This window comes from Paenibacillus montanisoli, from assembly GCF_003268025.1.
Classification (GTDB): Bacteria; Bacillota; Bacilli; order Paenibacillales; family Paenibacillaceae; genus Paenibacillus_Z; species Paenibacillus_Z montanisoli.
In genome coordinates this window covers 449,064-469,610 of record NZ_QLUW01000003.1, presented here as the reverse complement: position 1 = coordinate 469,610, position 20,547 = coordinate 449,064, and the positions used below count along the sequence as shown (strand labels likewise).

Annotated in this window: 17 protein-coding genes; 2 read left to right on the top strand and 15 right to left on the bottom strand. The window is 53.7% G+C overall.

Annotated features, from left to right (window positions below):
* Positions 1-40 precede the first annotated feature (40 nt).
* The 14 genes from DL346_RS18010 to DL346_RS17945 form a co-directional block, all read right to left on the bottom strand.
* Positions 41-2,035: an alpha-galactosidase gene (locus DL346_RS18010; RefSeq protein ID WP_112883533.1), complete on the bottom strand. Its 1,995-nt coding sequence runs from the start codon at positions 2,033-2,035 to the stop codon at positions 41-43.
* Between the two features lie 90 nt (positions 2,036-2,125).
* A complete protein-coding gene (locus tag DL346_RS18005) occupies positions 2,126-3,424 on the bottom strand; it encodes an ABC transporter substrate-binding protein (RefSeq protein WP_112883532.1) in 1,299 nt (432 codons plus the stop codon).
* A 26-nt stretch (positions 3,425-3,450) separates the two neighbouring features.
* Positions 3,451-4,344, bottom strand: a complete 894-nt coding sequence (locus DL346_RS18000) for a carbohydrate ABC transporter permease (RefSeq protein WP_112883531.1) — start codon at positions 4,342-4,344, stop codon at positions 3,451-3,453.
* Between the two features lies 1 nt (position 4,345).
* Complete coding sequence (locus DL346_RS17995) at positions 4,346-5,260, bottom strand: carbohydrate ABC transporter permease (protein WP_112883530.1); 915 nt, start codon at positions 5,258-5,260, stop codon at positions 4,346-4,348.
* A gap of 90 nt (positions 5,261-5,350) precedes the next feature.
* Complete coding sequence (locus DL346_RS17990; protein WP_112883529.1) at positions 5,351-6,367, bottom strand: LacI family DNA-binding transcriptional regulator; 1,017 nt, start codon at positions 6,365-6,367, stop codon at positions 5,351-5,353.
* A gap of 205 nt (positions 6,368-6,572) precedes the next feature.
* Positions 6,573-7,076, bottom strand: coding sequence for a GNAT family N-acetyltransferase (locus DL346_RS17985; protein WP_112883528.1), 504 nt, complete (start codon positions 7,074-7,076; stop codon positions 6,573-6,575).
* A gap of 110 nt (positions 7,077-7,186) precedes the next feature.
* Complete coding sequence (locus DL346_RS17980) at positions 7,187-8,017, bottom strand: phytanoyl-CoA dioxygenase family protein (protein ID WP_165822565.1); 831 nt, start codon at positions 8,015-8,017, stop codon at positions 7,187-7,189.
* 406 nt (positions 8,018-8,423) lie between these two features.
* Positions 8,424-9,476, bottom strand: a complete 1,053-nt coding sequence (locus DL346_RS17975) for a Gfo/Idh/MocA family protein (protein WP_112883526.1) — start codon at positions 9,474-9,476, stop codon at positions 8,424-8,426.
* Positions 9,477-9,497: 21 nt separating this feature from the next.
* A complete protein-coding gene (locus tag DL346_RS17970) occupies positions 9,498-10,226 on the bottom strand; it encodes a ThuA domain-containing protein (RefSeq protein ID WP_112883525.1) in 729 nt (242 codons plus the stop codon).
* A gap of 129 nt (positions 10,227-10,355) precedes the next feature.
* Positions 10,356-11,948, bottom strand: a complete 1,593-nt coding sequence (locus DL346_RS17965; RefSeq protein ID WP_112883524.1) for an ABC transporter substrate-binding protein — start codon at positions 11,946-11,948, stop codon at positions 10,356-10,358.
* A gap of 66 nt (positions 11,949-12,014) precedes the next feature.
* Positions 12,015-12,899 (bottom strand): carbohydrate ABC transporter permease, encoded by an 885-nt coding sequence (locus DL346_RS17960; protein WP_112883523.1) that lies wholly within the window; start codon positions 12,897-12,899, stop codon positions 12,015-12,017.
* A gap of 11 nt (positions 12,900-12,910) precedes the next feature.
* Positions 12,911-13,873 (bottom strand): ABC transporter permease, encoded by a 963-nt coding sequence (locus DL346_RS17955; RefSeq protein WP_112884038.1) that lies wholly within the window; start codon positions 13,871-13,873, stop codon positions 12,911-12,913.
* Between the two features lie 462 nt (positions 13,874-14,335).
* Positions 14,336-15,949 carry a response regulator transcription factor gene (locus DL346_RS17950; RefSeq protein WP_240633271.1) on the bottom strand — a complete coding sequence of 538 codons (1,614 nt, stop codon included), beginning with the start codon at positions 15,947-15,949 and terminating at the stop codon, positions 14,336-14,338.
* Positions 15,950-15,967: 18 nt separating this feature from the next.
* Positions 15,968-17,698: a sensor histidine kinase gene (locus DL346_RS17945; RefSeq protein ID WP_112883521.1), complete on the bottom strand. Its 1,731-nt coding sequence runs from the start codon at positions 17,696-17,698 to the stop codon at positions 15,968-15,970.
* 185 nt (positions 17,699-17,883) lie between these two features.
* Here DL346_RS17945 and DL346_RS17940 point away from each other — a divergent pair, with 185 nt between their 5' ends.
* A complete protein-coding gene (locus DL346_RS17940) occupies positions 17,884-18,447 on the top strand; it encodes a GNAT family N-acetyltransferase (RefSeq protein ID WP_112883520.1) in 564 nt (187 codons plus the stop codon).
* Between the two features lie 255 nt (positions 18,448-18,702).
* Here DL346_RS17940 and DL346_RS17935 read toward each other — a convergent pair whose 3' ends face one another.
* Positions 18,703-19,014 (bottom strand): hypothetical protein, encoded by a 312-nt coding sequence (locus tag DL346_RS17935; protein ID WP_112883519.1) that lies wholly within the window; start codon positions 19,012-19,014, stop codon positions 18,703-18,705.
* A gap of 358 nt (positions 19,015-19,372) precedes the next feature.
* On the opposite strand from DL346_RS17935, the gene gap reads away from it, so the two are divergent.
* Positions 19,373-20,377 carry a type I glyceraldehyde-3-phosphate dehydrogenase gene (gap, locus tag DL346_RS17930; RefSeq protein WP_112883518.1) on the top strand — a complete coding sequence of 335 codons (1,005 nt, stop codon included), beginning with the start codon at positions 19,373-19,375 and terminating at the stop codon, positions 20,375-20,377.
* Positions 20,378-20,547 lie beyond the last annotated feature (170 nt).

The following is a 20,547-nucleotide window of genomic DNA, read 5'->3' as shown; positions in this document are numbered from 1 at the left end:
CCAAATAAGGGAATATATGTTTATTTCTTCTGCGTCAGCATTATATTTTCACTACGTTCAGGATTACCGACTCCTCGACCGCAAGGCCGTTGAAGAAGATCCCTTCCGCAAGAAGCTGCGCCCCCGTGCGCAAAATAGGCGCGAACTGTTTTGAATCCCCGGCATCCCGATCAGCACCGGCCATCTCCGACACCCGATATGTCGCTTCCGCATCAAGCTCCAGCAGCCTAATGGTTCGCTCTTCTTCACTGCCCGGCAGCCGGAATACGAACACCAGGTGCTCGTCGCTTGCATGCATGCTGTACTGGAACGCCGACCAGCAGTCGCCAAGTCCGCCCCGGACTGGCTGCGCGGTCAAACGGAACAGATCGCCCGAGCGGACGAATGGCTTCACCTTGTCCCGGTACAGGCCGATATGATGGGCCAGCCGCGCGCGCATCCATTCCGGCATTTGCGGGAGCTTCTGCGAAATGCCGAAACCTCGCATCATGGCGATGCGGGTATAATAATCGAACTGATATGGCTTAAGGTCTGGCGAAAGCGGGTTAAACTTCTGCTTCTCGTAGTCCCATAGAAACTCCGAGTAGCTCCAGTGCAAGCACACCTCCGGCGCCAGCATCGTCGTCGCGCCCCAGAACACCTGCAGGCTGTGCTCCGGCCAATCCGGGTCACTCAGGAAGGTCGTATGGGTATGCTGCAGCATGCCGAGATCAATCCGAAGCCCGCCGGAGGAGCAGTTCTCCAGGATAACCTCCGGATGCTTGGCGCGAACGCGGTCAAGCACGCGGTAATAGCCGTTATAGTGCTCATACAAGCCGTCGCCCGCGCCATGGCCGTGATCCGTGCTGTTGCAGCCGGCCTGAGGATCCAGGTTGAAATCCAGCTTGATCCACTGACAGTTGTAACCGGTAATGAGCCCGTCCAGCATGCCGAACGCCCATTCTTGAACTTCCGGGTTGCCGAAGCAGAGATAGCCGAGCGGCTCCCCGTCCCTGCGTGCCGGAAACGACGGATAGCGCTGCGATACCTTGGCGGATTTGCCAACAGCCTCGATTTCGCACCATATTCCGAACTTCATGCCCAGACCGTGCACGTCATCCGACAGCGCACGGATGCCGCTTGGAAAACGGGCCGTGTTGACCATTTCCCAGTCGCCCCGGTACTCATACCATTCCGTCGCGGCGTCCGAAGGTCCGAACCAGCCTGCATCCAGCGTGCAGATTTCAATGCCGAGCTTCGCGGCTTCCGCGGCGTTAGCGCGAAACGCCTCTTCGTTGATCGTCTTATCCTCGTAGCTCCACCAATGGTTCCATTCAGCCGGCAGCGAGCGGGAGAAGCTGTTCTGCGCGTACCAATACTTGCGGCCGACGCGGGCGAGCGGCACGGATGTGCTGTTCAAATCACCGCCGCTTCCCGCAGCCATCGCCACATGGATCCCTTCCATGGCTTGTCCCGGCTGCAGCCGCTTAAAAAATTCCCAATCGTTCAAGCCCCCGCTTACAGCATACGAGCCGGCAGCCCCGCTCTCGCAGCGCAAAATCCAGTTCCCGGACCACATCGGCGAAACGGTCAGCACATCGCCGCCGCTTCCGATGACGCTCATCCAAGGATGCATATCCTTCGAGGAGCGCCCTTTGCGGGTTTCCAGGACGACATCCTCGCCCGCAAGCGGCTGCCGAACCGGTTCGAACTCCGCTCCCCATTCGCTCTTATAATGCAGGAGCGTCCATTCGTCCGCCGGAAGCTCCAGCACGAACGAGTCAATTCGCTCGACCGTTACGGCTGCAGTACTTTCGTTGCGCACAGATACCCAGCGACGGACTACCTGCTCGCCTTCATAATAGGTGACATGGCTTTCGATCGCCAATTGCAGCGGAGCATAGCGGTACAAAGCGACGATATGCCGCGTTCCTTCCGTACCGGACCGCTCTTCCGTTCCTTCAAGCAGCATGCCTTCCGTTTGGGCGTCAACGCGAGTTCCGTCGACAATCACAGCAAAATCCGTTCCCTCAATTATAGGGCCAATTCTATGCAACCCGTTCACGCTCCTATTTGTGTCCTTTTAACATAAAGAAGGCCGCGACTCTAAGTAGAAATTCTACTCGAAAGCGCAGCCTCCTCTTGCTTATTTCTTCGAAATAATTTCGTTTACTTGGTCGTCCATTTGCTTCAATGCGTCGTCGACCGTAATTTTGTTAGCGAAAATTTGGTCAACGATCGGCGAGATCGCCTTATCTTGCGCCTCACGCCATCTGAGGTGGTAGATGTCGCCGATGATGCCGTACTTCATCCAGTCGAAGCGCGAGTCCTGGTAGCCTTCTGGCGCCCAAGCCGGCGTTTCCACCTTCGACAGCGCGGTTTTGTTGACCGGAATCCACGATTGCTGCTTCGCCAGCGTTTCTTGGTTTTCCGTCATCGTCCACTTGATGAACTCCCACGCTTGGTCCGGATGCTTCGTTTTCTCCGTCATCGCATAGCCGCCCATCCAGTATGGAACGACGCGCTGGTCCCCCCACTTCGGCATCGTCGCAATGCCCCAGTTCAAATCCTTCTTCTCTTTAAGCGAGCCAAGATCCCAGTCGCCGCCGACATACATCGCGATTTTGCCGGTCAGGAAGTCGCCGCCGAGCGCGCTGGCTTGCGCCGCATCCGGCGCAACATGGTGCTTGTAAATCAGATCCTGCAAGTATTGCAGGGCGTTCTTTGTCTCCGGCGTGTTGAACGACAGCTTCTCCGGATCGTGAATGTTCGGCGCAAGCGCCCCGCCTTGTTCTTGGCTAAGCGCCATCCAGCCCCACCAAGCGCCGAGGGACATCGTCGTGCCGAATTGAACCGTCTTGTCGCCATCCTTGATCGTCAGCTTCTTCGCCGCGTCAAGGTAATCGTCCCAGTTCCAGTTCTCGCTCGGATAAGCGACGCCGGCTTTATCGAACATGTCTTTGTTATAGTACAGGACAAGCGTTTGATAGTTTTCAGGCGCGACGTACATGTTGCTTCCGTCGAATTTGAACGGCTCGAACAGCTTCTCGTCGTAGTCCGCCATTTTCAGGTCGCGGTCGAAGTAAGGCTGAAGATTTTTCATGAGTCCTTTTTTGTACCAGGCATAAGCCGGTACGTCCCAGTAGAACAGGTCGACGGGCGAATTCGACGCGAGCGACATCTCGATCTTTTTGAACGTTTCGTCCCATGGCAGCAGCGTCATTTTCACTTGAATGTTAGGATGCGTATCGTTGAAGCGTTTGACTTTGTCTTTCTCTTCTTCGTCCAGCGCAGGGCCGTTCGACCAGCGGATGAAGTTAAGCGTTACCTTTTCATCCTTGCTGCCCGAGCCGCCGTTCCCGCTGTTGCCGCCGCAGCCGTACAAGACCGACGACAGCGCCAAGACGACCACCAGAACCGAAGCTAGCTTGCGTTTGCGAAACATACTGATCCCTCTTTTCTGTGTTTTGACTACCCTTTAACGCCTGTGAAGACCATGCCTTTGACAAAAATTTTCTGGCAAAGGAAGTAAAGAATCACGCATGGAGCTATAGCATACAAGGATGCGGCCATCAGCAAATGCAGGTCTGGCGCAGACCTTGCGGAGCCCTGGAAGTAGGAAAGGCCAAGAGCAAGCGTACGTTTATTCTCATCCGTCAAGTAAATCAGCGGTCCCATAAAATCATTCCACGTGCCCATGAACGTGAACACGGCTACGGTGACGAGCACCGGCTTACTGAGCGGAACCATGATCCGAGCCCAGATGCCGTACGTCGAACAGCCGTCGATCCGCGCCGAATCCTCCAGCTCGTACGGAATGCCCATGAAAAACTGCCGCATCATGAAGATGAAGAAGGCGCTTCCAAACCAAGCGGGAATGATCAGCGGAAGGAACGTATCCACCCAGCCCAGCTTGTTGAAGAACAGGTAAATCGGCACCATGGTGACGGCGCTTGGCAGCATCATCGTCGCGAGCAGCACCATGAAGATGAAATTGCGTCCCGGCGCATTCAGCCGCGAGAAGCCGTATGCGGAGAAGGAGCATGAGAACAGCGTTCCGATCAAGACGAACACGACGATTATGATCGAGTTGTACGTATATAAGCCGAACGGGAACGTCGTGAAAGCTTCCACGTAGTTATGCCATTGCATCGGCTTCGGAATCCATTGCGGCGGGAAGATATACACATCCGCTTTCAGTTTCAGCGAGGTCGAAAGCATCCAAGCGAACGGAACGAGGATGACGATGGAACCGAGGACCAGGAGCAAGTAGCTGAACCATGTCGACAGCCGCTCGGATTGGCTCCTCGAAAGACCGGCGCGTACCGGCGCGTTTCTTGTTTGCGTAACGGCATTTGTGTTCATCTTATTTTCCAGACCTCCTGTTCCCTTCATAGAAGACCCACATCGGCGACGATTTAAAGATAATGAGCGTAAAGGCGAGAATAATCAGGAAGAGCACCCATGCAAGCGCGGACGCATAGCCCATCTGCAAGTACGAGAACGCGTTGCGGTACAAGTACAGAACGCTGAACAGCGTCGCGTTGTTCGGGCCGCCTTGCGTCATAATGAAGCCTTCCGTAAACACTTGCAGCGCGCCGATGATCCCCGTAATCAAGTTAAAGAAAATAACCGGCGACAGCATCGGAAGCGTAATGTTGCGGAACTGCTTGCGCTTGTTCGCGCCGTCGATTTCGGCCGCTTCGTACAGGTCCGTCGGGATGCCCTGCAGACCCGCAAGATACACCAGCATGCTTCCTCCAACGCCCCACAAGCTCATAATGATGATTGGCGGGAGCGCCCATTCCTCGTCGATGAACCACTTCGGCCCTTCAAAGCCGAGCAGGCTGATCGCCCAGTTGATCAAACCGAAATCCGGGTTGAAAATCCATTTCCAAAGCAAAGCGACCGCAACGCCGGACATGACGGCCGGCAAATAGAAGATCGTCCGGAATACAAAGATTCCTCTGATATTCTTGTTCAGCAAGAGCGCAAGCGCCAAGGATACGGTCAAACCGAGCGGCACGCTGACGACCGAGTAAATCATCGTCACTTTCAGCGACTGCCAAAACAGCGAATCTTGGAACAAATTGATGTAATTGTCGAGACCGACCCATTTCGGGGTGCTCAAGATGTCGTACTCGGTAAAGCTGAAGTAGGCCGACGCTCCGATCGGGCCAAGCATAAAGAACAGCAAACCGAGAATGGCCGGCGTCATGAACACATAGCCGTCGAGCGCTTCGAGTCTGGACCTGGTCCACCATTTCTTCTTCGTATTCATCCTCGTCGTTCACCTCCGGGGTGGAATCAAAACGTGTTGGAAATATTATTCAAAAAAAAAGCACTCCTGCTTCTCCTATGCTTTTGTCGTCTAAGGAATCGCTTTCGTGCTTTCCCGTATAATTAATTCATTTTGCAAAATGATTCTGCGGTCTACTTGGCGGTTTTCGATCATATCGATGACCAGTTGGGCGGACCGGTAGCCCATTTCGTACTTGTCCTGACGGACCGTCGTCAGCTTCGGCGAGCAGTAAGCGGCGACCGGGATATCGTCGTAGCCTACTATTGATAGCGTTTGCGGAACGCGGCGGTTTAATTTCTCCATCGCCCTTAGCGCGCCGAGTACCATCAAGTCACTGGCCGAGAATACGGCCGTTACGTCGGGATGGTTCAACAATATCCGGTACATCGCTTCACAGCCGCCTTCCTCGGAGAATCCTCCGTCGAAGACGAGATCCGTGTCGAACGGAATGCCGGCCTGCTCCAGTGCCTGCTTATAACCCTCCAGCCGCTTGATGCTCACCGCCGCTTCGTTGTGCCCATTGATCATTGCGATCTTGCGGTGACCAAGCTTCAGCAGATGATTGACCGCAAGCATCGCCCCGTATACATTGTCCGTCGTGACATGGCCCGCGTTCTTGCTCTCGACCGGAATATCGATGAGCACGCATGGGAAATCGGCTTTGCATATGATTTCTTCCAGATACGGGTCGTTAACCCGGAGGCCGAAAATAACCGCTCCGTCTACGCCACGCTCCTTGCACAGGTCCGAATACGATTTCTTCTGCTGCTTCTTTGAGCTTGTGCTAAAAAGCAAAATATCGTAGTCGAGCATCGTCGACCGGTCGTTGATGCCGCATAGAATCTCATACGCGAGCGCATCCTTGATGCCTTCCCGGTTAATGTCCGATATGATGACGCCGATTGTTCTCGATTTCTTCATCACAAGACTTCTGGCAGCGGCGCTGGGACGGTAATTCAATTCCTCTGCGGCTTTCTTAATCTTCTTGCGCGTGTCTTCATTAACGTCGCTGTATCCGTTAAGCGCTCTGGATACGGTCGTCACGGACAATCCCGTTGCTTTAGCCAGGTCTTTAATGGTAATCACGTCGTGCACATCCTCTTAACGAAACGTTTCATGTCAATCTTGGACTCAGTATAAATCATACTGATAGCGCTTGCAATAAAAATATTGTTAACAATATACTCTCTTTTCCGATTTTCGGAAGAGGGTGCATGCTGTCCGCTATTGCTTGCGCCAATCCAAAGTTTCACCCAAACATTGGCTGGTTTTGGATATAGCATTCAATACGTTATGGAGAGATTTCAAGCATGTGGGTTGCATGTTCATTGTCCCGAAGAACGGTGAAGCCAAGTGACCGGTAGAAGCAGTCTGCCTCGGGGTTCGTTGTCCGGAGCAATAGAGACGTATAGTGTTTCTTCGCTTCTTCGATCACCGCGTCCATCAATTTGCGTCCGGCTCCAAAGCGCCGATAGGCTTGGCGAACGTAGAGCCGGCGCACGCGGCCGGATCTGACGCCAGGGCGATAAGGGTCGCGGTTGAGTCCGCATACGCCGATAATCCGGTTGTGCAAAACCGCTGCATACAGCGCTTCTCCGGCTTCCGCGAAACGGTTCCTTCCGTTCGCGTAATCGTCCAACAGCCGTCTGATATGGCGATATCCTTCGCTTTCGCTCTCGATTACCAGATCCGCTATATCGGTTCGGCTCAAGTCCAGCCGTTCGATTGAGATTGCTGCACCGACGGTGCGCTTAGCCGCCAATGCCTCTTCCTTCCCGCTCCCGTGCTCCTTCATCGTCTCGCCTCCCTATCTTCGTACTTATGCTTTGTCTATAGCGAACATTCTGCCCGCAGCAGACAAAACAGAAAGCACCCGACCATGCGGCCAGGTGCTGTTCCATCCTATTAATATGGCTCGATAACCGGGAAACCGATCTTCTCTTTGCGGAGCAGGCTCTTCGCCTTGTCAGACAAGCCGTCGTACGTTTCCTGCGGAATCTGGATGCCGCCTTGCTGCGGTGCATTAGGAGCGGAAGTATAAATAAGCGCGATGTTCGGTCTAGGCTGATCCGAACGGTTCGGCGTGCCGCGGTGCCACATGCGGTCGTCGCGGATCATGATCGATCCCGCCGGCATGAGCGCTTTGAACGAAAGCATATGCTCGGCCAGCACGGACTTATCCACGGTCTTCGTGTTGTAGTAGCGGTCGGGATGCAAATGGGTGCCGCCCGGCCACACTTCCATCGGGCCGTTCTCCTCCGTCACATCGACAAGCGGGTAGTTGACCACCAGATGCGTAATCGGGAGGTTGGCGTTGCAGCGGTCTCCGAATCTGGCGCCCATGTCCGCATGGACATGCTGCGACGTCGTGCCCTTCGGCATCGATGTATTCGATGCGAAATAGGTAAGCAGGCAATCATCGCCCAAAATTTGCTCCACGATATCCGTTACGAACGGATGCGCGATAATCGATTCATCGCAAAACGGCTTTTCAAAGGGCAGATACATGCCGATATGATTCGTTCCGTTATGGAAGCCCTCTTCAAGGCTGAATTGATGCTTGGCCATAAAGCCTTCCAGGTAATCGCCGATTCTGCGGTTCAGTTGGTCCACTTGCGTGCGTGGCAGCACTTCCTCGATCAAGACATAGCCGTTAACCTGAATAAGCTGGACAGCCAGTTTAATGGTCTCCGGCTTCAGTTTGCCCGACGCTAACTCTTCTGCACTTACTCTCACTTCATCCCATCCAATCTGATTATCTGTAGTGTGAATGCGCTTCCTTACCTAAAATAACAAATTCTCCACGGCATTAAAAGCATTATTTTGAAACGATTCACCAAGTGAGTGGATATTAATTTTCGGAGTACACCGGTCTCCTAGCCATTCTTCCGCTTAACGAACTCAATAGCGCTTATTTGAGCAAAAAGCCCCGATTCGAGGCTCTAACGAACTCCAAAAGCGTTATTTAGGTAAAATGCCCCAAAACCTCCTAAACCAGCCGAAATAACGTCGCTGAAGCGTTAACAAAGTGCCGAAATCGCGCAAATAATCGCTATACGGTTCGTTAGCCCCCTCGCACCCGCTTGCTCAACAAAAAAGACTGCCCCATTCCGGGGCAGTCCCAACAAGATAGCCGTAACCATTACAACTGCACAACCGTCTTCGTCTCGCTCGCGCGAATAATCGCGTCCAGCACCTGCTGGTTCCGATAGCCGTCCATAAAGCCCGGCAAGCCGTCCGGCTCCTTGCCTTCCAGCATTGCCAGGAAGTCGGCGTACTGCGTCGTCTTGCACGAGCTTGGCACGTCGAGCGTCGAGCGCGACAGCTGTCCCGGCTCCTCCTCGCGAATCCAGATCAGCTTATCCGGATTCTCCGTTGAAGCATGAAGCGTCCCAAAGTCGCCGTAGATGGACACCTCGTGCTGGTTGCCCGAGCCGATGGCATTGCGCGACGTCTGGAAGATGCCCATGACGTCGCCCGTCATGCGCGATTGGAAGCTGGCGAAATCGTCGACCTCGATCGGAACCATCCGTCCCGTCGCCGCATCCGGACGCTCCGGAATGATCGTCTTGAGCTGCGCGGACAGCTCCTCGAATTCGCCGAACAAAAACCGCGCCAGGTCGATCATATGCGATCCAAGATCGCCAAGCGTGCCCGTGCCGGTAATGTTCTTATCGAAGCGCCATACAAATGGCACCATGTATTGCGCCGCGCCCCAGCCTTGCAAATACTGAACGGAGAAGCTGCGCACCGTTCCGATCTTTCCTTGCAGCACGAGCTCGCGCGCATAGCGGAATGCCGGCGTATAGCGGTACGTGAAGCCGATCATCGCGGGCACCGGCTGCTGCTCATACTGATCAAGCAGCGGTCCCGCTTCCTCGAATACGCGCGTAAAGGGCTTCTCCGCCATGAATGGCTTGCGTGCCGCCAGACATGCGCGGATAATGGCCGCATGGACATGATTCGGCGTCACCGACACGACGGCGTCGACGTCCGGATCCGCGACCAGCTTCTCGAAATCGGCGTACCGCTTGTCCTCGATGATGCCGAGCTGCTCACCGGCTCTAGCTAGCGCTTCCGCGCTGACATCGCTGACGGCCACAATCTCGAAGCGGTCGCCCAGTTCAGCCATCCAGCGAACATGCGCGCCTGCCATGCCGCCTAATCCGATTAACCCAATGCGAAACTTGCCCATCTTCTCCGCTCCCCTCTATGTTTAAGACTTCACCAAAATCCGCTCCAGCGGCTCCGAGTGTCCGTACGACGGCGCGGTCGTCGCGCTTGGAGCCGCCCAGCGGACGCCGTTCGCGATGACGCGCAAAATCTCTTGATTGTAGTAAGTCGGATACGATTCATGGCCTGGGCGGAAGTAGAAAACTTTTCCTTGCCCGCGGCTGTACGTCACGCCGCTGCGGAACACTTCCCCTCCTTCGAACCAAGAGACGAATACAAGCTGATCCGGCGCCGGAATGTGGAAATGCTCGCCGTACATCTCTTCCTTCTCCAGCTCGATATACTCGCCGATGCCCGCAGCGATCGGGTGCGAGGGGTCAATGACCCAGATCCGCTCTTTTTCGTCGGCTTCGCGCCATTTCAGTTGTTCCGTCGGCGTTCCAAGCAGCTTTCTAAAGATCTTCGACGCGTGGCCGGAATGCAGCACAATCAGCCCCATGCCCGCCAATACCCGATTGTATACGCGCTCCACGATCTCATCGTCCACCAGATCATGCGCCAGATGGCCCCACCAGATCAAAACATCGGTATCGTTCAGCGTTTCTTCGCTCAAGCCGTGCTCCGGCTCCGCCAGCGTCGCCGTTCTCACGCTGATTTGATCGCAATTCAAACCTGCGGCAATCGCGCCGTGAATGCCTTCCGGATAAATGGAGGCGACAATCGGATTATTGATTTCATGCAAAAATTCATTCCATATGGTTACTTTAATCATAAGTGCGCACCATCCTGTTAATTATAACCGGCGTATACCGGTTATTACTCAAATAACAGGGGTATAATCGCATGGATTATACCCCCTTGCTGTACTTTGCTGTACTTTGCTGTACTTTGCTATCTCGCTTTATTTCCCGTTCGCCGCACGCCAAGCGTCCAGCTGTTTTTGCGCTTCCGCGACGATTTTGTCGATGCCTGCGCCTTTCAATTTCTCGATCATCTTCGGCACTTCAACCTCAGGATCAAGCTGGCCGGACTGAAGGCCCGGATCGAACGTGCTTTGTACCTTGCTAACGGCGATCAGCTCGTTCTTGACCGGCTCGGAGTCAAAGACAAAGCCAAGGATCGGGGACGGGTTGCTTGCAACCTTCTTGTTGAATTCCTCATAGTTCTTGTATTTGTTCGGATCTTCGCCTACGCGGGTGTAGTTCAGCATCTGGTTACCGATTTGCCACATGATGTCGTGGTAGAAGCCGACCGACTCTTGGGTCTTGCCATCAGGCAGCGCGATTTGGCCGTCCTTCAGGACATAGTGCGTACCGTCAACGCCGAAGTTGAACAGCGTCAGCAGCTTCGCATCACGGTAGAACAGGTTAAGCAGCATCATGGCGCGCTCCGGGTCCTCCGACGTTTGGGAAATCCCCTGCATCGTTGCGGCAAGCTTCGTCGTTTGCAGACGGTCGATGTTCAGCGGCACTTGAATCACGTCGCTGCCGACGCTGCTTGTTTTGCTAGGCATCAGCTGCGCTGCGCCGATCTCAGTGCCGGCCAGAATATCCAAGTCGCTGCCGATGGCTGCGAACGCGGTACCTGCTTGGAACTTCTTCCAAATGTCTACGCCAGGCGTAGTTGCGTCTTTATTGATATAGCCGGCTTTGAACCATTCGCGCGTCAGCTTCGCAAGCTCCATATAGCGCGGTGTTTCATAAGTGTTGACGACTTTGTAAGTGTTGTTCGGATCCGTGTCTCTCAGGTCAAGGCCGACTGGACCGACGATGTTCGCCGTGCTGCCCGAACCGTAGTACGCGCCGAGCGGGAATGCCGGACCCACGGCTGGCGTGATGGAAGGCTCATTATCTTTGATCGTCTTCAAGATCGGCTCAAGGTCTTTGAATTCGCCGGACTTCAGCCCGCTCAGATCCAGCTTGTATTTGTCGACCAGCGATTTGCTGATCGCAATGCCTTGCGGGTTGCCAAGCTCTTGGTGGACGTGGACGCCGTAGATTTTGCCGCTGCGGCGCGCGCCGTCGTGAAACTTGCCTTCGACCGCTTCGATGTCAGGACCATACTGCGAGAGCAGGTCGTCTAAAGGCAGCAGGCCGCCTTTGTTTACCTGAGCGTCGAAGTTCATCCAGTTCGCCGTCCAGATCAGGTCGAATTTCTGACCCGACGACATCATGAGATTTGTTTTATCGCTGTACGCGCTCCAATCGATCGGGTTCAATTTCACCGTCATGTTAAGCGCGGGATAAGTCGTTTTCAAATAGTCGTTCATGGCATCCTGCACGACGCCGAGGTCATTCTGCTTGCCGTCCGGATAAACCATAACAACCTCATACGGCTCGAGTGCTTTCTCGCCATTCGTGCTTGCCTGCGCATCATTGGCAGGCTGGTTGTTCTTTGCTTCGTTCCCGTTGCCGCCGGAGCAGCCCGCCGCTACGAGCGAGAGCGAAAGCAGCAGCGAAGACAGAGCAAGCGTTCCTTTTTTGACACGTTTCATGTTCTTAACCCTCCCATAATGGATGCCCTTTATCATTTCTATCAACTAAACCGGCCTAAGCCGGACTCAGCCTTTTACTGCACCTACCGTCAATCCTTTGACAAAATACTTCTGCAAGAACGGGAAGACCATCGCCACCGGCAGCACCGCGATCATCGCCATCGCCATTTGCAGCTGTTCCATCGGCAAGATCCGGTCCGAGGCCGAATCGATATGCGCTTTGCTCGCGATCGCTTGCAGATACTGCGCATTCATCAGCGTGTTGTAGAGGAAGTACTGCAGGTTGTACAGCTTGTCGTTGCTGATGAACACGAGGCTCGTGAACCAGTCGTTCCAATAGGCCACGATCACGAACAAACCGATTGTCGCCAGCACCGGAAGCGATAGCGGCAGCACGATGCTGAAGTACGTCCGGTACTCGCTCGCGCCGTCGATTTGCGCGGAATCCACTAGCGACGGCGGAATGCTGGTCGTGAAGTACGTCCGCATGATGAAGACGTTGAAGCCGCCGAGCAAACCGGGAATGATGAGCGCCAGCAGCGAATCATTCAGGTGCAGAAATTTCGTATACACGAGATACCAAGGCAGCAAACCGCCGCCGAAGAGCATCGTGAACAGCACGTAGAAGCTCAGCGCCCCGCGGAACGGGAAATCATTGCGCGATAATGTATAAGCCAGCGCCGAGGTGACGAACAGGCTGACAACCGTACCGATCACCGTGACGAAGATCGAAACCCCGTAAGCCCGAAGAATCGGCTCCGCGTCATGCCAGAGGAAGCGGTAGGCGGCCAAGTCGAACTCCTTCGGCCAGAAGCTGTAACCGAATTTGACAAGCGCGTTTTGGCCCGTCAGCGATACCATAAGGATGAGCCAGAACGGCAGCAGGCTCGCCGCACTGAACAGAATAAAGAATAAAATAATGAACGGATTCGTCCGATTGCTGGTTTTCATGCTCTCCCACCTTAGAATAAAGCTTTGTCGCTGCTGATCCGCTTCACGAGCAGGTTCACCGACACCACCAAAATAAATCCGATGACCGACTGCAGCAGACCCGCCGATGAAGCCAAATCCGTATCGCCCGAAACAAGAAGCGCGTTATAGACGTACGTGTCGATAACCTCGGTGACGTCCTTCAGCATGCCGGAGTTCATAGTCACCTGGTAGAATAGACCGAAATCCGCGTTGAAAATGCGGCCGATCGACAGCAGCGTCAAAATGATCATGATCGGAATCAGAAACGGAACGGTTATCTTCGTCATTTGTTTCCACTTCCCGGCCCCGTCAATCATCGCCGCCTCGTAATATTCTTTGTCGATGCCGATGATCGTCGCCAGGTAGATGATCGAACCGAAGCCGACCGACTTCCAGCTGTTGACGATGATCAGAATATACGGCCAGTACGTCGGCGACATATACCAGGACACCGCCTCATGACCCGATGGCTCAAGGATCGATTTGTTTATAAAGCCGAGATCCGGATTCAAGAACCCGAACACCAGATAAGCCACGACAACCATCGAGATGAAGTGAGGCAGCAGCATCGAGCTCTGGATGAACTTCGAGAACAGCTTGTTCTTCACTTCGTTAAGCAGAAGCGCGAGCAGCACCGAAAGGGCTGTATTGATCACGATGAAAACCAAGTTGTACAGGACCGTATTGGCGATAATGCGCCAAATGTCATTGGTCATGAAGAGAAACTTGAAGTTATCGAAGCCGACCCATTCGCTTCCCCAAATGCCCTTGGAAAAGTTCAAGCTTTTAAAGGCCAAAAAAATGCCGAACATCGGCAAATAATTGTTAACGAGCAGCAGCAGGATACCGGGCAATGCCAATATCCAAAGCGCATGGTATTTCATTAACTTACGGAAAGGATGGGCCGATTTCGTCCTAACCTTCCCGCTTGACGCCGTAATCGGCTGATCCATTTGCATGCTTTCCACCGTCCTGCTTTTGTTGTTGCATTGTTTTATAGTGTTTATCATACTTCCATTCCGTGGACAGCCCTACCGATTTTGTCACCCCGCGATAGTCGTTTTGTGACATCACAAAAAAACATGGCCGGGTTCGGCCATGCTCAAATTGTAGTGAATCCCGCCATCGTTATAAAAGGCGGGCTTGTCGACCTCAATATGGTTAGCGTGCGCGCGGCAGCATGAGAGAGCGCCTGCATATTCTAACGGATGCTCCAGTGCTTATTGGCACTAAAATAACCTATCTTAACATCTAACGGTTGCCAGAGGGGCTATTGGTTCAAATCGGTAAAATTCGCTGTCCGAATCGCCAAATAGCGTTCCTGAGAACCGTTAGAATTTTTTAATGGCCATTTGAGGCTAAATAGCGGGCGTGGCAACCGTTAGCTTATGCGCGGCAGCATGAGGCAATGATGGTTAACTGCTATGCTTCCGGTATTCTTGCGGATTTACGCCGGTATGCTTCTTGAACGTCCGCGTGAAATGCGAGAAGTTGGAGTATCCAACCTGCTGGGCGATCGCGCTGACGGTCATGTCGGTCGTATCGAGCAGCAGCTTCGCGCGGTTGACCTTCGTTTCGATCAGATAATCGATCAGGTTGCGGCCGGTCTCCTTCTTGAAGAGCCTGGAGAGATAAGCCGGATTGAGATGCACATAAGCGGCTACATCCTCGCGGGATATATCCTCCTCGACGTTCTCTTTCATGAATTGGATCGACTTCTGAACGACCCCTTCCGATTCCTCCTCGTGAAACACCGTATCCATTACGGCGGACGCCAAGTTGACGGCCCAGTATTTGAATTGGGCGAGCGTGCGGATTTGGGCCGTGGACCACATCGAGAAATTCGGAATTTGGCTGACTTCAATGCCGCGGGCGTACAGAAAGTGATAAATGACCTGCAGAAACTGGTGCAAATACGTCTCAAGCTGCCTCGGATTGCCGTTCGAATGCTCTTCCAGCCGCGCGACATGGGCGCCGATCAACTCGATGACCTTATCGCGATTGCCGCTTGAGATGACGCTCAACCACTCCTCTTTGCTCATGCTTACGTGTTCGGATACAGACGATGACGGCGGCGGCGTTATTGCCTTGTCATACAGCAGCACCGAATGCGGCTTGGTCACATTGCTGCGCTCCATTTTCTTCAAGCCGTCGCATTGCTCGGGCAGCTCCTGCAGGAGAGCGAAATAGCCGATATAGCACGAGACTTGGCAGTAGAAGTACTTCAGGCACGCATCTTTGAAAGCGGACGCGGCCCGCAGCCATCGTTCGCAATCGCGCTCTTCGCCTTGAGGCCCATACGCCAGCACGAACAAGACGCCGTTCTTGTCCGTCACCATATGGCCAGGGCGGCCTTCGAGCAGTATTTCCTCCGCCGCTTTCTTCACCGCATATTCCAGTGCTTCTTGGTCCCGCTCCTGCAACGGCTTCTTCCATTCCTCGATGCTGATGAGGATCGGCTGGACGCAATCGCTGGAGGTCAGCTCCAGCTGGGCATCCCGAAGCGCACGGTCCAGAAAATCGCCGAAGGACAGAATGCGCCGCGACAGCACGTCCTGCCAGAAGTGCTCAACGACAAGAGGCAGCTGCTTGCTGTAAAGCGCGTAATATTTTTGATACTTTTCTTGACTGTCCGACTGTTCTCTCCGCTCGCGGATGGTCGCCATCATGCGGGTAACCACCTGCGCCAACTCCCCGCTGTCGGCGGGCTTCAGTAAATAATCGAAGCTCCCGAGGTGGATCGCCTGTTTGGCATACGCGAATTCACTGTGGCAGGTCAGGAACAGAAACTCCGTATTCGGATAGTGCTCCTTTACCCATTTTGCCAGCGACAGCCCGTCCTCATCCGGCATTTCAATGTCGCAGATGAGGATGTCGATGGGCCTCTCCAGCATGACCGCCCGCGCCTCATCCGCACTGCCTGCGCCATAGACGGCTTCGATGCCCAGCGCCGCCCAGTCGTTTCCATTCATAATCCCTTCGACGGCGAACTTCTCATCGTCGACTATTAGCATTTCACAACGGTTCACCGCATCCGTCACTCCCATTTACACGTATTCGATCGGCAGCCGCAGCCGAATCCGGACGCCGCTCGGCTCATTCGGATAGAAGTGAAGCTCCGCTTTATCGCCGTATTGCATTGTCATCCGTTTCCTCACGTTCCAGATGCCGATATGATTGTCCTCCGAATCCGGCGCATAGCTGCCGTTGTTTAGTTCCGCCATCTTCTCGGCCGACATTCCTTTGCCGTTATCTTCGATCTCGACCGCCATGCTCGCCTCATCCAGGCGGCGCGCCGACAGCTGAAGAATAAACGGCGCTTTTTTCACGCTCATGCCATGAATCATCGCGTTCTCCACGAAAGGCTGTACAAGCAAGGCAGGCAGCTTCGCCTCGCGCAGCTCATCCGGCATGCGGATTTCAAAGGTAAACGAGTCCTGGAAACGCATCTTCTGGATCTCCAAGTAGTTCCGTATGTGCTCGAGCTCCTGCGCAAGCGTAACGGTATCCTGCTTCGTCCGCAGGCTGAAACGGAAATAATGGACCATATGCCGCACCGTTTTTTTGACCAATTCCGTACGCTTCAGATCGGCCAGCTGAAAAATAATATTGAGCGTATTGAGGAAAAAATGGGGATTGATTTGCGTCTGCAAATGCTTCAACTCCGCCTGCTGCGCTCGCAGGTTTTCCTCGTACACGTCGATCTTCAAGTCGGTGATCTCTTCCACCATGTTGTTGAACGTATGGTTGATGATCGCGAACTCCATAATTTGCGAATTCGGCAATCGGGTGCTCATATCGCCTTCCTTGATGCGCCGGATCGCTCCGAGCAAGCGGAGGATAGGATTGAATATGATGTTTCGGAAAATAAATAAGTACAGCACCAGAATCGCGAACACGATCAGCGGGAGAAGATTGATGACGGCTTGAAACCGGCTCAGCCCCCACAGCAGCTCCGAGTTCGGGATGACGACCGCGAAGCTGATGCCGGCCGTCGCGGAATGCTTGTTGACCGCTAACAGCTTCGCCTTTCCTTCCGTCACCGTAAAGGAGCCGCTTTGTTTGAGCTTATCCGCCGGGAGCTGCGCCGACGTGGTAAGCGGAGCCGACGGATTCGACAGGACCCTGCCGTCGTCGCCGAGGATGAGAATGCCGGCTCCGCCCCGCACATCCAGCTTGCCGAGCGGCGACTTCAGGCTGTTGACGTTGATGATGGCGCCGATATAGGCGTTATTCGTTAAATCGTCGCTGACAAGCCGGTAAAGGAAGTATTGGTCTTTGATTTTGATGATGGACCATTTGTACAGGAACTGCTTAAGCTTTTCCGGATGCTGGAACGATTTCTCGATCCAAGCCCGCACCGGTTCGTAGTAGCCGGAAGCTGCGCCGACCAGGTTCGTTGAATAAAGCGAAGCCGCCGGCTTGGAATAGATGAAGAACATATCTACCGTATGGTAGTATGACTGGTAAGTCGTGCTCCGGTGAATCAATTCCATTTGCGCGAAATAATAATCGGAATCCGACAACCCCGGCTGGCCGAACCGCTGGAAGTCATCGCTGTGATTGACGATGTCCACCATGTTGGTCGTAATGTCATCCAGACTTCTGTCGATCACGTTCAGGTTAGCGTTGACCAGATGCTGATACGAATTGGCCACTTGGGTTAAGACGACGCTTTTCGCATAATTCCCGACAAAAAACAGTATGAGCAGCAGCGGGACCGTAATTGCGCAGAACAGCATAATAAACCGGGAGCCGAGCGTATTCAGTTTGTTCATATGATTTTTGCCCCTCCTGGACCCTCTATTGGACAGTGTTCCCTGCAATTGTTCAAGCAATGATAAATAATAACGGCAGGCTGGCAATCAAGCAACCCTTGAAAAGGGTACGGGGCTGCAACTGAGTCGGACGCAGGCGGCACGGCGATCGCTCACAAAAGATTGGATATAGGAGGAACAACCGAATGTTGATCCGTTCTGCAACTAGAGACGACTCGCCGGCCGTCATTCCTCTGCTCATGGAAGCGATAGGCTCCATCGCTTACATGCTAACGGGCGCCTCGAATGAACGCGAAGCCGCGGAGCGGCTGTCCGAATTCTATCGGCAGCCGGGCAATCGGATCAGCTTCGAGCACGTGCTTGTCGCCGAGCAGGAAGGTGAGCTTGCGGGCATGCTCGTCGCCTATTCCGGCGATGACGCGAATGAGCTGGACGAGCCATTCCGGGTGCAGCTGAGCAAGCGCTGGCCGGAGCTGGCAAAGTCGATCGTCCGCGAGGCGCAGGATGGCGAGTATTATTTGGATGCGCTGGCCGTGGCGGAGCCATTTCGCGGGCAGGGTCTGGCGAAGCGACTCATGGCTGCGGCCGAAAGGCGCGCGTCCGAGCTCGGTTTTGACCGCACGACGCTTATCGTGGAGGCATATAACGATAAAGCTTATCGGCTTTACAAATCCGGCGGCTACAAGGAGGACGGCGTGCTGCGCATCGGCGACAGCGATTACCGCCGCATGGTGAAGCGGCTTAACTGAAAAAGGCTGCCCCGGTTGGGGCAGCCTTAGCGAGTTGGATTCTAACGGTCATGAATGTCCGTTAGAGCTTGCTTTATGGACTATTACATTTCTAATGGACATTATTGACCGTTAGACTCGATAATCGGCATTTTTCCGCGCAAATTCAGCTCTAACGGACATTTATGTCCAATACAAACTCAAAATGTTGATTTCGTGTCTTTAACGGCCATCCATGTCCGTTAGAGACACCAGCACCCACACTTGCTCACCATGCTACTTCGCCCAAATCCGCGTCTCGCTCCGCACCGGCGCTCCCGCAGCCAGCGATTCGTTGATCAGCATGCTGAGGTAATGGTCCTGCGACGCTTCCGCCAAGCTGTAGAAGCTCGGTCCGCCGGCGGCGTAATCGGCCATCTTGGCCAGGCAGGTCGCGATGGCGATCTCGTCGTCCGTCAGCCTGCCCGGCGCGAACGGATTGCGGTACGCCCATTCTTCCCCGGCAAGGATGCCTTTGAAATAGTACCCCTCGAGGTTGCCGTTCTCCCCGGCGTTTTGCCGGCGGAACTCTAGCTCAATCGGGGTCAAGTAATCCATCCAACCGTTGCCGTAACAATTCTTACAAATCCATTACTCGAAAATTCCCCTGAAAAACAAAGAGACCTGCGGCAAGATCCGCAGGCACAAGAGAAAATATATAATAAAGGGGGGTCATGTCTTTCATTATAGAGCGTTAATATGAAAGGAATATGAAGGAAATATTACAGTTTCATTACAAAATTAGTTGAAAGCCTATTCCCCTGATGGAAAAGGCTTTTTATTTGTTCATTAACCACTCTACTTATCTATATATGACTCATAATAATTGATTAACATGCACGGTAACACCATATATGCGTCATACATATAAATAAAGACATAACATATAAAGAAGGTGACAGAGCAGTTGAAAATCGGGCTAAGCGGTACAGGACGCATCGGCAGGTTATGTTTGCGTAAGGCACTTGCCAAAGCTTGCGCGTGGGAAATCGGTCTCATTAATACGACGGCTTCCATAGAAACATTGGCTCATTTGCTGCAGTACGATTCCATTCACGGCAAATGGGACGCCGACATCCAAGTTGACGGTGATCGGTTGATTGTGAACGGCCACCCGATTCCAGTCGTCTCGCTGCCGGATCCGGACAGCATTCCTTGGGGGCAATACGGCATCGAGCTCGTCATTGATGCGACCGGTAAATTCGCGAATCGGTCTGGCATGGAGAAACATCTATCGTCAGGAGCCAGAAAAGTGCTGGTCACATCGCCTAGCGATGATGCGGATTTAACCATCGTATTAGGCGTCAATGAACATCTTTACGATCCTATTCGGCACCATCTGCTTTCCGCAGCCTCCTGCACGACCAATTGCCTCGCTCCTGTCCTTTTTATCTTAGATCAGGCTTTTGGCGTGAAATACGGCTGGATGACAACGGTGCATGCGTTCACCAGCGATCAGAAGCATCTGGATAACAATCACAAAGATCTGCGGCGCGCACGCGCCTGCACGAGCTCCATCATTCCGACCTCTACGGGAATCAGCAAGGCGCTTACGAAAGTCCTTCCCTCTCTCGCTCCCCATATGAAAGGAATCTCCTTGCGCGTGCCGACGCAGGATGTGTCGCTGCTTGATCTTCAGGTAGGGCTCAATAAACCCGCAACAGTTGAGGAAGTGCAAAAGGCGTTTAAACTTGCCGTCGCGGGGAGGCTGGGCGCTTATGTCGACTATAATGAGCTGCCGCTCGTTTCCACCGACTACATCGGTAACGAGAAATCCGCGGTCATTGACGGGCTTAGCATCATGTCTCAGCAAGATCAGGTGAAAGTGCTCGCTTGGTACGACAATGAGTGGGCCTATGCCAGCCGCGTAACGGATATTGTCAGCATGGTTGCGGAGAAGGAAGATCACTAAACGATGACATGGAGGGAAAACGATGGACATGAAGAGTCAAAATGAGCCGAAGAACGAACTCGGCATGGTCATTTGTAAGTATTGCAACGAGGTGATGTACACGCTGCCGACCAACAGGCTGAGAAAATTTTATTCGGAGTGCGGCAAAGAACAATGCGCCCTCAAGAAGC

Bases quoted from the DNA above. Each gene is read 5' to 3' on its own strand.
- DL346_RS18005 (WP_112883532.1), bottom strand. From the start codon at position 3,424: ATGTTTCGCAAACGCAAGCTAGCTTCGGTTCTGGTGGTCGTCTTGGCG.
- DL346_RS18000 (WP_112883531.1), bottom strand. From the start codon at position 4,344: ATGAACACAAATGCCGTTACGCAAACAAGAAACGCGCCGGTACGCGCC.
- DL346_RS17995 (WP_112883530.1), bottom strand. From the start codon at position 5,260: ATGAATACGAAGAAGAAATGGTGGACCAGGTCCAGACTCGAAGCGCTC.
- DL346_RS17985 (WP_112883528.1), bottom strand. From the start codon at position 7,076: ATGAAGGAGCACGGGAGCGGGAAGGAAGAGGCATTGGCGGCTAAGCGC.
- DL346_RS17975 (WP_112883526.1), bottom strand. From the start codon at position 9,476: ATGGGCAAGTTTCGCATTGGGTTAATCGGATTAGGCGGCATGGCAGGC.
- DL346_RS17970 (WP_112883525.1), bottom strand. From the start codon at position 10,226: ATGATTAAAGTAACCATATGGAATGAATTTTTGCATGAAATCAATAAT.
- DL346_RS17965 (WP_112883524.1), bottom strand. From the start codon at position 11,948: ATGAAACGTGTCAAAAAAGGAACGCTTGCTCTGTCTTCGCTGCTGCTT.
- DL346_RS17960 (WP_112883523.1), bottom strand. From the start codon at position 12,899: ATGAAAACCAGCAATCGGACGAATCCGTTCATTATTTTATTCTTTATT.
- DL346_RS17955 (WP_112884038.1), bottom strand. From the start codon at position 13,873: ATGGATCAGCCGATTACGGCGTCAAGCGGGAAGGTTAGGACGAAATCG.
- DL346_RS17945 (WP_112883521.1), bottom strand. From the start codon at position 17,698: ATGAACAAACTGAATACGCTCGGCTCCCGGTTTATTATGCTGTTCTGC.
- DL346_RS17940 (WP_112883520.1), top strand. From the start codon at position 17,884: ATGTTGATCCGTTCTGCAACTAGAGACGACTCGCCGGCCGTCATTCCT.